The sequence below is a fragment of the Pseudoalteromonas sp. SA25 genome, from assembly GCF_011378705.1.
Taxonomy (GTDB): domain Bacteria; phylum Pseudomonadota; class Gammaproteobacteria; order Enterobacterales; family Alteromonadaceae; genus Pseudoalteromonas; species Pseudoalteromonas arctica.
The window spans coordinates 123,549-137,833 of record NZ_WTKV01000008.1 but is presented as its reverse complement, the minus strand read 5'-3'; the positions used below and the strand labels follow the sequence as shown (position 1 = coordinate 137,833).

Below are 14,285 nucleotides of genomic sequence, written 5' to 3'. Positions count from 1 at the left end.
TTAACCTTTTTCGTTATCTAGCTCTTCGTCTTTTTCGTCATCATCGCCGTTTACTATGTCGGCAATCTCTTTGAGGCGAGCAAGTGCAATACCGTTTACTGAGTTTTCTGGATACTGGTCATCAATAATATCGCCAGCTTCTATATCCATTAACAAGTTAAGCGCTTGGTCTACGGTTTCAACTGCGTAAATATTGAATTTACCCGCTTCAACCGCATTAAGTATTTCGTCATCAAGCACTAAGTTAACTTGGTTTGATTTAGGAATGATAACGCCTTGCGAACCTGTTAAACCACGCATTTTACACAGTTTAAAAAAGCCTTCTATTTTTTCGTTTACGCCACCAATGGCTTGTACATCACCATGTTGGTTTATAGAGCCTGTAAGCGCAATTGATTGGCTAATAGGTAGGCTTGTAATAGACGAAATAAGCGCACACAACTCTGCTAAAGACGCGCTATCGCCATCTATGTAACCATAGCTTTGCTCAATGGCAATATTAGCGCTAAGCGTTAAGCTAAAGTGCTGCGCATATTTATTACCTAAATAACCGGTAAGCAACATAACACCTTTTGAGTGAATTGCTTTACCAAGCTCAGCTTCGCGTTCAACATCTATTACGCCATCGGCGCCAGCATAAACCGTTGCCGTAATACGCGCAGGGGTACCAAATGAGGTATCGCCAATGTGTAATACGGTTAAGCCATTTACTTTACCAATGGCTTGGCCGTCGGTTGCAATAAGTGTGTGACCTTCTTTTATATCACTGAGCATATTTTCGCTAATTTGGCCGGTACGGTATTGCTTGCCTTCAATGGCTTCGTCAATATGGTGCGCGTCAATAACGGCTAATTTGTCTTGTTTTGCGTAGTAACTGGCTTCTGCAATAAGTTCAAGTACATCAGCAAAACGCGCTGATAATTTATTTTGATGCTCAGCTTGGCGGTAACTAAATTTAAGTAAACGCACCATAGCAGCCTGCGTTGCAGTGCACTTTAATGTTTGCTCGCAATACTCGGTTACTTTAGTAATAAACTGGTATTGCAATTTATCGCTACTTGGCAAGTAGTAATCAAAATCGGCTAATACTCTAAATAGCTCTGCAAATTCTTCGTCGTATTCACCTATGGTGTAGTACAACTCGCGCGAACCTAATAAAATAATTTTAACATCGAGCGGTATAAGCTGCGGGCGAAGTGTAAAGCTAGTCCCTACTGTGCTGTCTTGGTACGGTAAGTCGTTTTTAATTTGATGTGTTTTTAACGCGAGTTTTAAACCATCCCACACTTGTGGGTTTGCCATGATTTTTTCAGCGTCCATAATTAAATAACCGCCATTAGCACGATGCAATGCACCAGCCTGAATTGAGCGATAACAGGTAATTAAAGAGCCTTGCGATGTTGAGTACTCAATTTTGCCAAATATATTGCCAAACGTTGGATTAGGCTCGTACACAACCGGTGCTGCGTCGTCCTCTTTAAACTCAACTAAAATGTTAGGTGCAAAAAAGTCGGTAAGCATGCCTTTGCGATCAAAGTCTTCTTTGCTTTCTTCACTTTCGTCTTCGTCATCTAGCCATTCAAGTACCGCGTCTATAATTTCAACGCGTATATCTTTTAAATAACGCAGTACGCCAATATGAGTTGCGTATTTATGTTCTAAGTCTTTTAAAAGTGGTTTAGTGGCTTGCTCTGCAGTCGATTTTTTAAGATTGCGTTGTTTTTCTTTTGATTCGCGTTTCCAACGTGGCAGCTCTATTAACGCTTCTATTAATGCATCTTCTAGCTTTTCAATTTTTTCAAAAAACTCTTCACGTAACGTTTCTTCAAGTTCGCCAAATTCGCTGTCGCTTAATTGTTTACCATCTACAAGTGGTGCAAACCCTACTGAATTTTTTTCTTCAACTAATGCAACGCTTTGCTCAAACGCCGCAATTTCTACTGCGGTAATAGCACTGTCGTAGGCATCGTTAAATTCACGATCGATTGATTTTTTCTTACGCTGATACGCTGGGTTATCAAATGCCGCAGGAAAGGTGTCGAGCACTTCATCTAAAAATGAATCTATATCGTCACTAAGTTGCTTGCTTTGGCCTGGTTGCATAAACAGCGCAATAGGTTCTCTGTGGTCATCGTAATTGTTTACGTATAACCATTCGTTTGGCGTTGAGCGGTCTTTTGCGTGTTGTTTAAGTTTATCTTTAACAAGCGTAAAGCGCCCGTGAGCGGCCTCGCCCATTACATAAACGTTGTAACCCGGCAGTTCCATCCCTAATGAAAAATCTAAAGCACTTTGGGCGCGTTGTTGGCCTATAAACGTAAGTTGCTCTGGGTATGGATTGTTCATACACGTGTTTACGTGATTAGTAGAAATACTCGGTGCGAGCTTTGAAACAGATAGTGGCAGCAATTTTTTCGTCATTCTAACTTCTTTTTTTACCAGCATATTCGCTGGCCTTTGGGCGTATTAAGTGGCCCGCAGCCACTTAATACTTATATTTAAGGGTGCAGTGCCTTACGACTAAAATAGATTCCATCACATTCAATACACGGTGTAATTTGTGTAGCGTGATAAACATCGTAACTATGGGTGCAATTCTTACATACTAATGTGCCCATGGCTATCCATTCGCCTGCGTGATACACACCATTGTGCTTAAAATCTTGGCTAAGAGATTGCCACTCAAGTTGAGTTTTATCTTCTATGTGCGAAAGTTCAAACCAAAGAGACTCTTTAAGCTCTTGCCATGCAAGCGAATTATAGTGTGATTCGTTCTCTACTATATGTTCAATATCATTCTTTAAATAACTTTTGTAGAGCTCATATCTTTCTTGACTTAAATCTTTAAGCGCCTGCTCAGATTCAACAAACCCAGAAACCACATCTTTTAAACCATGCTCTTTCACATCTTTTATCCAATGGGTAAAACTGCTAAGCCATGTTTTGTAATCAGTCATTTTTTACTCCTTCAAAATTGCTGTTAAATCAGTCTGTAACTTATGTCTTTAGCTAACCACACTATAAAAATGCAGGTTAACCTGCACTGAAAGTTACAATTTAATAAAAGCATGTTTTTGACGCTGTGAATAGTGTTTTATTTGGGGTATCCTAACGGCAATTTTTTATTAGTTTGCAAGAAGTCTGGAACCATAGATGCAAGAGCAATATAACCCGCAAGATATAGAGTCAAAAGTACAAAGCTACTGGGAAGAAAACCAGGTATTTAAAGTCACTGAAGATGAGAGCAAAGAAAAGTATTACTGCCTTTCTATGTTCCCTTATCCGAGTGGTCGACTGCATATGGGTCATGTGCGTAACTACACCATTGGTGATGTTGTTTCTCGTTTCCAGCGCCTGCAAGGCAAAAACGTAATGCAACCTATGGGTTGGGATGCGTTTGGTTTACCTGCAGAAAACGCTGCTATTAAAAACAAAACAGCACCAGCTAAGTGGACATACGAAAATATTGATTACATGCGTACCCAACTTAAGCAATTAGGTTTTGGTTATGACTGGGATCGCGAAATTGCGACATGTCATCCAGAATACTACAAGTGGGAGCAGTGGTTTTTCACTAAGCTTTACGAAAAAGGCCTAGTGTATAAAAAAATGTCGACAGTTAACTGGGATCCAGTCGATCAAACTGTACTCGCTAACGAGCAAGTTATTGACGGTCGCGGTTGGCGTTCAGGTGCTGTGGTTGAGCAAAAAGAAATTCCACAGTGGTTTATTAAAATTACCGACTACGCACAAGAGCTACTTGACGATTTAGACAAGTTAGAAGATTGGCCAGAGCAAGTTAAAACAATGCAGCGCAACTGGATTGGCCGCTCTGAAGGGTGTGATATTGAATTTAAACGCACCGATAACGACGAAACATTTAGCGTATACACAACACGTCCAGATACCTTTATGGGTGTTACGTATGTTGCTGTTGCTGGTGGTCACCCTATTGCGCAAGAAGCCGCTAAAAATAGCGATGCTATTGCAATGTTTGTTGAAGAATGCAAAAACACCAAAGTTGCCGAAGCAGACATGGCAACAATGGAGAAAAAAGGCATAGCAACAGGCTTTTACGCAACTCACCCATTAACGGGCGAGCAAGTACCAATTTGGGTTGCTAACTTTGTATTAATGCATTATGGCTCAGGCGCTGTAATGGCAGTACCTGCACACGATCAACGCGACTTTGAGTTTGCAACAGCGTACGGCCTAGATATAAAACAAGTCATTGCGCCTGCTGAAGGTTCAGATCTTGAAGTAAACCTAAAAGAATCAGCATTTACCGATAAAGGCGTACTTGTAAATTCGGGTGAATTTAACGGCCTTGATTTTGAAGCTGGTTTTAAAGCGATTGCCGATAAATTAGAAGCACTCGGTGTTGGTGAGCGTAAAGTAAACTTCCGCCTGCGTGACTGGGGTGTGAGCCGTCAGCGCTATTGGGGTTCTCCAATTCCAATGCTTAGCGATGAAGATGGTAAAGAACTTGCTGCAACAGAAGATATGCTACCAGTTCGCTTACCAGAAGATGTGGTAATGAACGGTGTAACTTCACCACTTAAAGCAGACCCAGAGTGGGCTAAAACAACAGTAAATGGCGCACCTGCGTTTCACGAAACGGATACGTTTGACACCTTTATGGAGTCGTCTTGGTACTACGCACGCTACTGTAGCCCACGCTACGACGAAGGCATGCTAGATCCTGCGGCTGCTAACTACTGGTTACCAGTAAACCAATACATTGGTGGTATTGAGCATGCAATTTTACATTTATTGTACTCGCGCTTTTTCCATAAATTATTACGTGACTTTGGTTTAGTTAATTCAGACGAGCCGTTTGACCGCTTACTTTGTCAAGGTATGGTACTTGCTGAAACATTTTATCGTAAAGATGAAAAAGGCGGCGATATTTGGATTTCGCCAACTGATGTAAATACCGAAACCGACGAAAAAGGCCGCGTTACTAAAGCATGGCACAAAGAAGACGGCGAGCCGGTATTCTCATCAGGCATGAGCAAAATGTCTAAGTCTAAAAACAATGGTATAGACCCACAACATGTAATTGCCCAGTATGGTGCAGATACAGTGCGTTTATTCATGATGTTTACTGCACCACCAGAGCAAACGCTTGAATGGTCAGACTCAGGCGTTGAAGGCGCACATCGTTTCTTAAAACGTGTATGGAAATACGCGGTAGACGTTAAAACAGTAGGTTACCAAGCACTTGATAAATCAGCGCTAACTAACCCGCAAAAAGTACTACGTCGCGACTTACACAAAGCAATTGCTAAAGTGACTGATGATGTTGAACGCCGTCAAACCTTTAACACCGCTATTGCAGCCATTATGGAGCTTTCTAATAAGTTATTAAAAGCACCACTGAGTGACAAACAAGATGTAGCGATTGCTAACGAAGCACTTGAAGCATTAGTTATTATGCTTGCACCTATTACTCCGCATTTATCGCATGAGCTTTGGAAAGAGCTTGGTAAAAAAGGTGAGATTTTAGATGCTGCATGGCCAAAAGTTGACGAGTCTGCACTTGTTGAAGATGAAAAACTAATCATCGTACAAGTAAACGGCAAGCTTCGCGCTAAGTTAACAGTGGCAGCTGATGCAACTCAAGAGCAAGTAGAAGCCCTTGCATTTGCAGAATCTAACGTCACTAAATTTACTGATGGCTCAACCATTCGTAAAATCATTTACGTACCAGGCAAGCTACTTAACGTGGTAGCTAACTAATATGGCTGCATTTAACGCCATTAAAAATGGACTAGCCTTAGTGCTAGTCTGTTTTTTGTTATCAAGCTGTGGCTTTCATTTAAAAAAAGCCTCTAGCCTGCCTGATAACTTAAAACAGCTAACACTTGTAGGCGATGACGAAAAATCGACTTTATTCACTGAGCTTAAAAAAGAGCTTAAAGCGAGTAACGTAGAGTTAGTATCGTCAGCTAAAGATAAAGCCCAATTGTATTTACGCAAAGAAAGCATTGAACGCCAAACACTTTCGCTGTTTCAAAACGGCCAAGTTGCTGAATATGAGCTCGCTTATGGCGTATCGTATGTAGTTAAACGCCCAGGTGAAAAAGCGATAGAAAAACGTTTTGAGCTTTACCGTAATTACCAAGACGATCCGGATCATGCATTAGCAAAAGCAAAAGAGCTTGAGCTACTTATTAGCGAAATTCGTGAGCAAGCCAGTCGTCGTATTGTTAGAGAGCTGTCGCAACTATAATGCGCTGCTACGCTAATCAACTACCGAGTGAATTAAATAAAGGGCTAAAGCCCTTTTATTTAGTATTTGGAGAAGAGCCTTTTCAAGAAGCGCAGTGCGTACAACAAATTCGCGACAGTGCTAAGCAACAAGGTTTTGATGAAGTAATTAAGTTTACTTTAATGCAAGGATTCGATTGGCAAGAAATTATAGCCCAGTACCAAAGTATGTCGCTGTTTAGCGCCCGCACTATTATTGAGCTTGATTTAAACCAACAAAAGCCAGGCGTTATTGGCAGCAACACCTTTAAAAAAGTGGTTGAGCTGGTTAATCCCGATACTATTTTAATTGTTAAAGGCGCTAAAGCCAGCCAAGAAGTACAACGTGGAGCATGGTTTAAAGCTCTTGATAAGCAAGGTGTATTTGTACCTTGCTACCCGCTTACGGGCTCTCATGTAAAACGATGGCTTGATGAGCAATGCCAACGTTTATCACTTAATATGCAAAGCGACGCCAAAGTAAGCTTAATAAATGCCACCGAAGGCAACTTGTTAGCCTGTTTTCAGGAACTTGAGAAGCTCTCGCTACTGCACGGCAATGCATTAATTACTCAGCAATTAGTAATGCAAGGCCTATTAAACCAAGCCAAGTTTGATATTTTTGATTTAAGCGATGCGCTATTAAATGGTCACGCTAAACAAGCTATAAAAGTATTAAACAAACTTGCCAGCGATAACACCGAAGTGGTGAGTATTTTGTGGGCTATAACCAAAGAGCTTAATACACTTATAAGCGTGCAACTTGGTTTATTAAATGGCGAACCTATCGCTAATTTATTTAAACAAAAAGCAATTTGGAAAAACCAACAAGGTCCAGTTCAAAATGCTATTAACCGTTTAAACATGCATACACTAGAACAAATAAACAGTGATGTTGCGTTGTTTGATGCCAGTTACAAGCAAGGTAATTTAATTGCACCTTACCAAGCGCTTGCTCATATTTGTATTAAATTTTGCCAGCCGCTCAACATTCCTATGCCGTGCCACGCGGTTAATTAATAAATAGCTAATGGGTGTTAAATGATCGCAATTTTTGGTGGCACTTTCGACCCAGTCCATTTAGGCCATCTAAATATGGCGCAGCAATGCGTAAATGCGTTTAATTTAAATACGCTTTATTTTATGCCCTGTGCATTACCTGCACATAAAGCAGCTCCGGGTATTAGTGCAGAGCACCGAATTAATATGCTCAACGCAGCTATTGCACCTTATCCTCATTTTGAACTCGATTTAAGAGAACTTAATCGAACCGGTCCATCGTATTCGTTGCTGAGCTTACAAGAACTTCGTAAAGAGCACCCCACTACACCTATTTTATTTTTAATTGGTATGGACTCATTTAACAACCTAGATAAATGGTTTGAGTGGAAGGCAATAACGCAGCTTTGCCATATTGTGGTGTACCAGCGCCCTGCTCAACATTGCACTGTAACAGGTGAGCTCAAAAGCTATATGCAACGCGCAAATGCCGGCGAAGTAGCGGCACTTAAACACTCACTTGCAGGTAAACTTTATTTTTTACCGGGCGAAATGCTCGATGCGGCCTCAAGCACCATTCGCGAACAACTGAAAAAAAGTAATAAAAAGAATGAACTATTGCCCGATGCAGTGAGTCATTACATAGAAGTGCATCAGCTCTATCAAATTGATGCTTAAAAACTCCTAGCGTGTTAAAATGCGCGCCATTAAATTTTTAAATTGAGACAAAACCTTGGATTCAAAACAACTACTCGCCTTTGCTATGGACAAAATTGACGATATGAAAGCGCGTGACATCGTTCATATTGACGTTACTGGAACATCAGATATCACAGATTACATGGTAATTTGTTCTGGTACTTCTAAACGCCACGTACAGTCAATTGCCGATCACTTAGCAAAAGAAGCGCGTCATGCAGATTCAGAGCCACTAGGTTATGAAGGTGAAGGCGACGGCGAATGGGCACTGGTTGATTTAGGTGATGTGGTTGTACACGTGATGCAAAACGAAGCACGTAGCTATTACGATCTAGAAAAACTGTGGGGCTAAACGCTCACTCATTTTAGACAATGCTTGGAAGTAATACGTGAAAATACAAATGATTGCTGTTGGTACTAAAATGCCAGCATGGGTAGAAACGGGGTTTGCAGAATATCAGCGACGTTTCCCTAAAGATATGGCCCTAGAGTTAATTGAAATTCAAGCCGGAAAACGTGGTAAAAATGCAGATATAAAACGTATTTTACACATTGAAGGTGAAAAAACATTAGCGGCTATTCCAAAAGGCAATCGTATTGTAACGTTAGAGGTAACAGGGAAAGCGCTGGATACTCACCAACTTGCTAAAAATATGGAAAAATGGCAACTCGATGGCCGCGATGTAAGTTTACTTATTGGCGGACCTGAAGGACTTGCTCCAGAGTGCATTGCAGCTTCTGAGCAAAAATGGTCGTTATCTAATTTAACATTGCCGCACCCTTTGGTGCGTATAATTGTTGCAGAGAGCCTTTACCGAGGCTGGAGCTTAAATAACAACCATCCTTATCATCGCGAGTAACCCCTTGCCATGCTAAAACATAGACCCACTATTCGTGACCACTCCGCAGAAGCAAACTTATTTGCTAGGCGAGCATTCGTGGGTTTTGTTTTTGTATTAGGATTAGTCGCTGTATTACTTTCTAATCTTTATACTATTCAGGTAGAAGATCACCAAGACTACCAAACCCGCTCCAACGATAACCGCATTAAAGTTATTCCTATTGCACCCAACCGTGGTTTAATTTACGACCGTAACGGTGTGCTACTTGCTGAAAACAAACCTGTTTACAACCTTGAAGTCATCCCCGAAGAGGTAGATGACCTTGACGAATCGCTTGAGCAAATAAGTAAAATAATTGCGATTACAGAGCAAGATAAACAAGACTTTTTAAAAGATATAAAACACACCCGTCGTTTTAAATCACAAGTATTAAAAGCCCGCTTAGACGAAACAGAAGTGGCGAAATTTTCGGTTAATCAGCATAAATTCCCTGGTTTTAGTATTGAGGCACGTCTGGCTCGCTACTACCCATTTGGCGACACGCTAACGCATGCGCTTGGATATGTTGCCAAGCTTAATAGAAAAGAGCTAAACCAATTAGAACAAGAAGATCGTGCAACCAATTACCGTGCTACATATGATATTGGCAAGCTCGGATTAGAAAAATACTATGAAGAGACATTGCACGGTAAAGTGGGCTCACAACGGGTAGAAGTTAATAACCGTGGCCGTGTAATTCGCACTCTAAGCATGACCCAGCCACAACCTGGTAGCGATTTAGTACTTACCTTAGACATTGGCTTGCAACAAATTGCACAGCATGGGCTTAAAGATATGCGTGGCGCTGTTGTAGTTATGGATGCAAAAGATGGTGGCGTGCTGGCGCTTTATTCAAACCCAAGTTACGACCCAAATTTATTTGTACACGGCATTAGCAGCAAAAATTATAAAGCGTTACTTAACCAAGACCGTCCGTTAATAAACCGTACTACGCAAGGTCGTTATGCCCCTGCCTCTACGGTAAAACCCTTAATGGCTGTATTAGCGCTTGAAGAAAATATAGTAAATGAATCAACATCAATGTGGGATCCTGGTTTTTTTCAAATTCCAAATGTTGAACACAAATGGCGAGATTGGAAACGTTGGGGCCATGGTCATGTGGATGTATACAAGGCGATTGAAGAGTCGTGCGATACCTATTTTTACGATGCGGCTTATCGGTTAGGCATTACTAAAATCAGTGATTTTATGGCCCGTTTTGGCTACGGCGATTTGTCAGGTATTGATATTCATGAAGAAACTACTGCTATTCTACCTTCAAAAGAATGGAAAGAAGGACGCTTTAAAGAGTCTTGGTGGCGTGGTGATACTATTTCAGTAGGTATTGGTCAAGGTTACTGGACTGCTACACCAATTCAAATTGCAAATGCGACTAACATATTAGTTAATCGTGGTATTAATCATCCACCTCATTTGGTGCAAGTAATAAAAAAAGATAGCGACATAACGCAAATTAACAACGAAGAAAAACCTCCTGTTATTTTAAAAGATCCACGCCATTGGCAAGTATCGTTAGATGCAATGCATAATACAGTTCAAAAAATATCAGGCACAGCGCACAAAGCATTTAAAGGCACTAACTACGACTCGGCTGGTAAAACGGGTACTGCACAGGTAGTTAGTATTGCCCAAGGTGAACGCTACGATGCAGAATCGCTTAAAGAGCGCCAGCGTGACAACACAATTTACGTAGGGTTTGCACCTTACAACGATCCTAAAATTGTGGTTTCTGTTGTATTAGAAAACAACCACGGTGGTATTCAAATTGCTCGCCAACTTATGGATTACTACTTTGCAGCCAATCCAGTTAATCTTGCAAGGAACGATACACCATGACCGCTTTGCACGATAAACGCTCTATTTGGATGCGTATGCATCTAGACCTACCACTGCTTATTGCATTACTCATAATGATGGCTGGTAGCATAATGGTTGTTTACAGCGCAAGCGGCCAAGACTCTTCAATGATGATTAGGCACATGACTCGTATGGGCGGAGCGGTTGTTGCTATGGTTGTTTTGGCCCAGTTTTCGCCTGCCACATTAAAGCGTTTAGTGATCCCACTTTATTGCGTTGGTTTATTAATGCTAGTGGGTGTACTTTTATTTGGCGTAAGCTCAAAAGGCGCACAGCGATGGCTCGATTTAGGGGTGACACGGTTTCAACCTGCAGAATTAATGAAGCTGGCAGTCCCTATGATGGTAGCTTGGTATATAGGGCGTAACCACTTACCTCCTCGGCCAATGCACTTAATTATTGGCTTTATGATTGTAATGCTCCCTACATTATTAATTAAAGAACAACCCGATTTAGGTACCGCTATACTTATTGCAAGTTCAGGTATATTTGTTTTGTTTTTGTCTGGATTAAGTTGGCGTTTAATCGGCTTTTTAAGCTCTATTGTAGCGCTTGCCGCATGGCCATTTTGGCACTACGGTATGCACGATTATCAAAAGCAGCGTGTACTCACCTTTTTAGACCCTGAGAGCGATCCGCTCGGTTCGGGTTATCATATTATTCAATCTAAAATTGCTATTGGCTCAGGCGGTATAGAAGGTAAAGGCTGGCTGCTTGGTACGCAATCGCAATTAGAATTTTTGCCAGAGCGCCACACCGACTTTATATTTTCGGTTTTAAGCGAAGAATTTGGTTTATTTGGCGTATGTGTTTTACTTAGTCTCTATTTATTTATTATTGGCCGTGGTTTATACATTGCTGTTAATGCACAAGATGCATTTGGTAAATTGCTCGCAGGCGCACTCACCCTTACCTTTTTTGTGTACGTATTTGTAAACATAGGCATGGTGTCGGGTTTATTACCTGTTGTAGGCGTACCTTTACCACTGATTAGTTATGGTGGTACATCGATGGTGACGTTAATGGCAGGATTTGGCATTATTATGTCAATCGCAACAGATAAAAGGATGCTTTTAAAATAATGCGACACACTAACCAGCTTATATTTACCACGTTATTAATTTTGCTTTTAAGTGCATGTAGTAGCGGCTCAAGTAGCCGTTATAGCATGCGCCATGATGCAGCACCATTAAGAGCCCCAACTACACTTGAGATGCAAGACGCTATAGTTACCGAAGTTACTAAAAGTGCCAGCGCTAGTCGCCCATATACAGTGCTTGGTAAAAGTTATTCACCCATGCTTGATGAAACAGGCTTTAGTGAAGAAGGCATTGCCTCTTGGTATGGTCGTAAATTTCATGGTTATCACACTTCAAATGGTGAAACGTATGATATGTTTGCCATGACCGCAGCGCATAAAACGCTGCCGCTACCTAGCTTTGTTAAAGTAACCAATACAGCAAATGGTAAGTCGGTAATCGTACGCGTGAACGACCGGGGCCCGTTTCATGACGATAGAGTAATTGACCTTTCGTACGCAGCCGCTTATAAGCTTGGCTATTACACCCATGGTACAGCAAAGGTTAAGCTAGAAGCCGTTACGCTTGCGGGCGCAACTGCGCGTCAAACCTATATTCAGGTAGCTGCAGGTAGTACACTTGCTAATATTGAAGCACTTGCCAGCACATTGCGAGAGCAATACAAATTACCAACAAATATTGTGCAAAAAGACGATATTTACAGACTGCATTTAGGGCCAATAAAAGACACCCCTCATGCAGACGAAGTATTAAAAAAATTAAAACAAAATCAATTTCAAAACGCGTTCTTGCTTTACACTCAGTAAGACTAATACCCAAACTACCCCAGGATGCTCGCATCTTGGGGTGGTTTGGGTATAAAATGGCGTAACGCGAATCTTTAACTTTAACCATTAATGAGTATGATGAAATCTATTAAACATAAAATCCTCAAAGGTGTATGCGGCCTAGTTTGTACAGCCGCCGTATTTTCAGCCAGCGCCCAAATTATTCCGGCACCACCTCAAGTTAATGCAAAAGGTTATTTTTTGGTCGACTTTACAACAGGTAAAGTTATTGCGGAAGGTGAAGCCGATACACAGCTAGCACCTGCAAGTTTAACTAAAATGATGACCAGTTATGTAATTGGTACTGAAATTAAAGCAGGTAATATTGCCACTACCGATATGGTAACGGTAAGCGAAAAAGCATGGGCTAAAAACTTCCCAGAATCTTCAAAGATGTTTATTGAAGTAGGTAAGCAAATTAGTGTTGATCAGCTTAACCACGGTATTATTATCCAATCAGGTAATGATGCATGTGTTGCAATGGCTGAGCATATTGCTGGAAGCGAAAGCGCATTTGCTGATTTAATGAATGCCCATGCTGCTAAATTAGGTATGAGCAACAGCCACTTTATCAACAGCCACGGCCTTGATACTGACGAGCACTTCACAACGCCTCGCGATATGGCGACACTTGGTGCTGCACTTATTCGTGATGTGCCAGATGAATATGCACTTTATAAGCAAAAATCGTTTACTTATAACGGCATTAAGCAATATAACCGTAACTCATTATTGTGGGACGAAAGCTTAGATGTTGACGGTATTAAAACTGGTCATACATCAGAAGCTGGCTACAGCCTAGTTACCTCAGCAACTAAAAACGATATGCGTTTAATTGCTGTTGTTATGGGTACTACCAGCGAACGAGCTCGTAAAGTAGAAAGTAAAAAACTACTTAACTATGGTTTTCGTTTTTATGAAACAATTACTCCGTACAAAGCAGGCGATAGCTTTGCAGAACAACGTATTTGGATGGGTAACAAAGAAAATGTATCTTTAGGTATTTTAGAAGATACACCGATTACTATCCCACGTGGTCAGCATAAAAACCTTAAAGCCAACTTTGAGCTAGATAACACACTTGAAGCACCACTTGCTAAAGGTACTAAAGTAGGTACGTTATTCTTACAACTAGAGGGCGAAGATATTGCTCAATACCCACTAGTAACACTTGAAGAAGTGGAAGAAGGCAGCTTCTTTAGCAAAATTTATGATTACTTACGTTTACAGATCATGCAGTAATTTATAGCTCCCCTATTAACTAGGGTAACTAATTTAAACGTCTCCACTGTGAGGCGTTTTTTTTTGCTTGAAAAATGTTAGAATGCGCCCCATATAAGCAAGACTGCTAATTGCCTATCTGTATTAAGCTTCGAGCTTGCATAGAGTCCACACTTTTGTATGAGGAGTCACCGTCGTGGTTCAACCTGTTAAAGATACTAAATTTGATGAGTACCTAGAGTACCCTTGCCCATTTACATTCAGAATAATGGGTTTAGCTAATGTAAACTTAACTGATCAAATTTTAGCTAAGTTACAACCAATAGCACCTGGCGATTACGCCCCTAAAGTAAAACCAAGCAGCAAAGGTAATTACGAGTCAGTAAGCCTTGTAGCAACGGTTACCAGTGGCAAACACATTGAAGAAATTTACAACGTGATCAGCAATATTGATGACGTACGCCACATGCTTTAAGCCATAGTTGAGA

Annotated in this window: 13 protein-coding genes; 11 read left to right on the top strand and 2 right to left on the bottom strand. The window is 41.0% G+C overall.

Features of this window, described 5'->3' with window-relative positions; translation table 11 throughout:
• Both GQR45_RS08810 and GQR45_RS08805 read right to left on the bottom strand, forming a co-directional pair.
• Complete coding sequence (locus tag GQR45_RS08810) at positions 1–2,421, bottom strand: AAA family ATPase (protein WP_024591122.1); 2,421 nt, start codon at positions 2,419–2,421, stop codon at positions 1–3.
• Positions 2,422–2,498: 77 nt separating this feature from the next.
• Positions 2,499–2,957, bottom strand: a complete 459-nt coding sequence (locus GQR45_RS08805; RefSeq protein WP_007585575.1) for a zinc ribbon-containing protein — start codon at positions 2,955–2,957, stop codon at positions 2,499–2,501.
• A 196-nt stretch (positions 2,958–3,153) separates the two neighbouring features.
• Here GQR45_RS08805 and leuS point away from each other — a divergent pair, with 196 nt between their 5' ends.
• The 11 genes from leuS (at position 3,154) to ybeD (ending at position 14,272) form a co-directional block, all read left to right on the top strand.
• Positions 3,154–5,742, top strand: coding sequence for a leucine--tRNA ligase (gene leuS, locus GQR45_RS08800; protein WP_165721391.1), 2,589 nt, complete (start codon positions 3,154–3,156; stop codon positions 5,740–5,742).
• A gap of 1 nt (position 5,743) precedes the next feature.
• A complete protein-coding gene (gene lptE / locus GQR45_RS08795) occupies positions 5,744–6,235 on the top strand; it encodes an LPS assembly lipoprotein LptE (RefSeq protein WP_010554703.1) in 492 nt (163 codons plus the stop codon).
• Positions 6,235–7,272 (top strand): DNA polymerase III subunit delta, encoded by a 1,038-nt coding sequence (gene holA / locus GQR45_RS08790; RefSeq protein WP_010554702.1) that lies wholly within the window; start codon positions 6,235–6,237, stop codon positions 7,270–7,272. The genes lptE and holA overlap by 1 nt, the downstream gene beginning before the upstream one ends.
• A gap of 21 nt (positions 7,273–7,293) precedes the next feature.
• Positions 7,294–7,929: a nicotinate-nucleotide adenylyltransferase gene (gene nadD / locus GQR45_RS08785; RefSeq protein ID WP_165721389.1), complete on the top strand. Its 636-nt coding sequence runs from the start codon at positions 7,294–7,296 to the stop codon at positions 7,927–7,929.
• Positions 7,930–7,984: 55 nt separating this feature from the next.
• Positions 7,985–8,302, top strand: coding sequence for a ribosome silencing factor (gene rsfS, locus GQR45_RS08780; protein ID WP_007585564.1), 318 nt, complete (start codon positions 7,985–7,987; stop codon positions 8,300–8,302).
• Positions 8,303–8,339: 37 nt separating this feature from the next.
• Positions 8,340–8,810: a 23S rRNA (pseudouridine(1915)-N(3))-methyltransferase RlmH gene (gene rlmH, locus GQR45_RS08775; RefSeq protein ID WP_007585562.1), complete on the top strand. Its 471-nt coding sequence runs from the start codon at positions 8,340–8,342 to the stop codon at positions 8,808–8,810.
• A gap of 9 nt (positions 8,811–8,819) precedes the next feature.
• Positions 8,820–10,688, top strand: coding sequence for a penicillin-binding protein 2 (gene mrdA / locus GQR45_RS08770; RefSeq protein WP_165725694.1), 1,869 nt, complete (start codon positions 8,820–8,822; stop codon positions 10,686–10,688).
• Positions 10,685–11,791 (top strand): rod shape-determining protein RodA, encoded by a 1,107-nt coding sequence (gene rodA, locus GQR45_RS08765; protein ID WP_007585558.1) that lies wholly within the window; start codon positions 10,685–10,687, stop codon positions 11,789–11,791. The genes mrdA and rodA overlap by 4 nt, the downstream gene beginning before the upstream one ends.
• Complete coding sequence (locus tag GQR45_RS08760; RefSeq protein WP_165721388.1) at positions 11,791–12,555, top strand: septal ring lytic transglycosylase RlpA family protein; 765 nt, start codon at positions 11,791–11,793, stop codon at positions 12,553–12,555. Before rodA ends, GQR45_RS08760 begins: the two co-directional genes overlap by 1 nt.
• A gap of 99 nt (positions 12,556–12,654) precedes the next feature.
• Positions 12,655–13,818 carry a serine hydrolase gene (locus GQR45_RS08755; RefSeq protein WP_010554697.1) on the top strand — a complete coding sequence of 388 codons (1,164 nt, stop codon included), beginning with the start codon at positions 12,655–12,657 and terminating at the stop codon, positions 13,816–13,818.
• 175 nt (positions 13,819–13,993) lie between these two features.
• Positions 13,994–14,272, top strand: coding sequence for a DUF493 family protein YbeD (gene ybeD / locus GQR45_RS08750; RefSeq protein WP_002958517.1), 279 nt, complete (start codon positions 13,994–13,996; stop codon positions 14,270–14,272).
• Positions 14,273–14,285: the final 13 nt, after the last annotated feature.

Coding starts and splice junctions, on each gene's coding strand:
- leuS (WP_165721391.1), top strand. CDS start 3,154: ATGCAAGAGCAATATAACCCGCAAGATATAGAGTCAAAAGTACAAAGC.
- mrdA (WP_165725694.1), top strand. CDS start 8,820: ATGCTAAAACATAGACCCACTATTCGTGACCACTCCGCAGAAGCAAAC.
- GQR45_RS08805 (WP_007585575.1), bottom strand. CDS start 2,957: ATGACTGATTACAAAACATGGCTTAGCAGTTTTACCCATTGGATAAAA.
- rodA (WP_007585558.1), top strand. CDS start 10,685: ATGACCGCTTTGCACGATAAACGCTCTATTTGGATGCGTATGCATCTA.
- GQR45_RS08760 (WP_165721388.1), top strand. CDS start 11,791: ATGCGACACACTAACCAGCTTATATTTACCACGTTATTAATTTTGCTT.
- nadD (WP_165721389.1), top strand. CDS start 7,294: ATGATCGCAATTTTTGGTGGCACTTTCGACCCAGTCCATTTAGGCCAT.
- GQR45_RS08755 (WP_010554697.1), top strand. CDS start 12,655: ATGAAATCTATTAAACATAAAATCCTCAAAGGTGTATGCGGCCTAGTT.
- lptE (WP_010554703.1), top strand. CDS start 5,744: ATGGCTGCATTTAACGCCATTAAAAATGGACTAGCCTTAGTGCTAGTC.
- GQR45_RS08810 (WP_024591122.1), bottom strand. CDS start 2,421: ATGACGAAAAAATTGCTGCCACTATCTGTTTCAAAGCTCGCACCGAGT.
- holA (WP_010554702.1), top strand. CDS start 6,235: ATGCGCTGCTACGCTAATCAACTACCGAGTGAATTAAATAAAGGGCTA.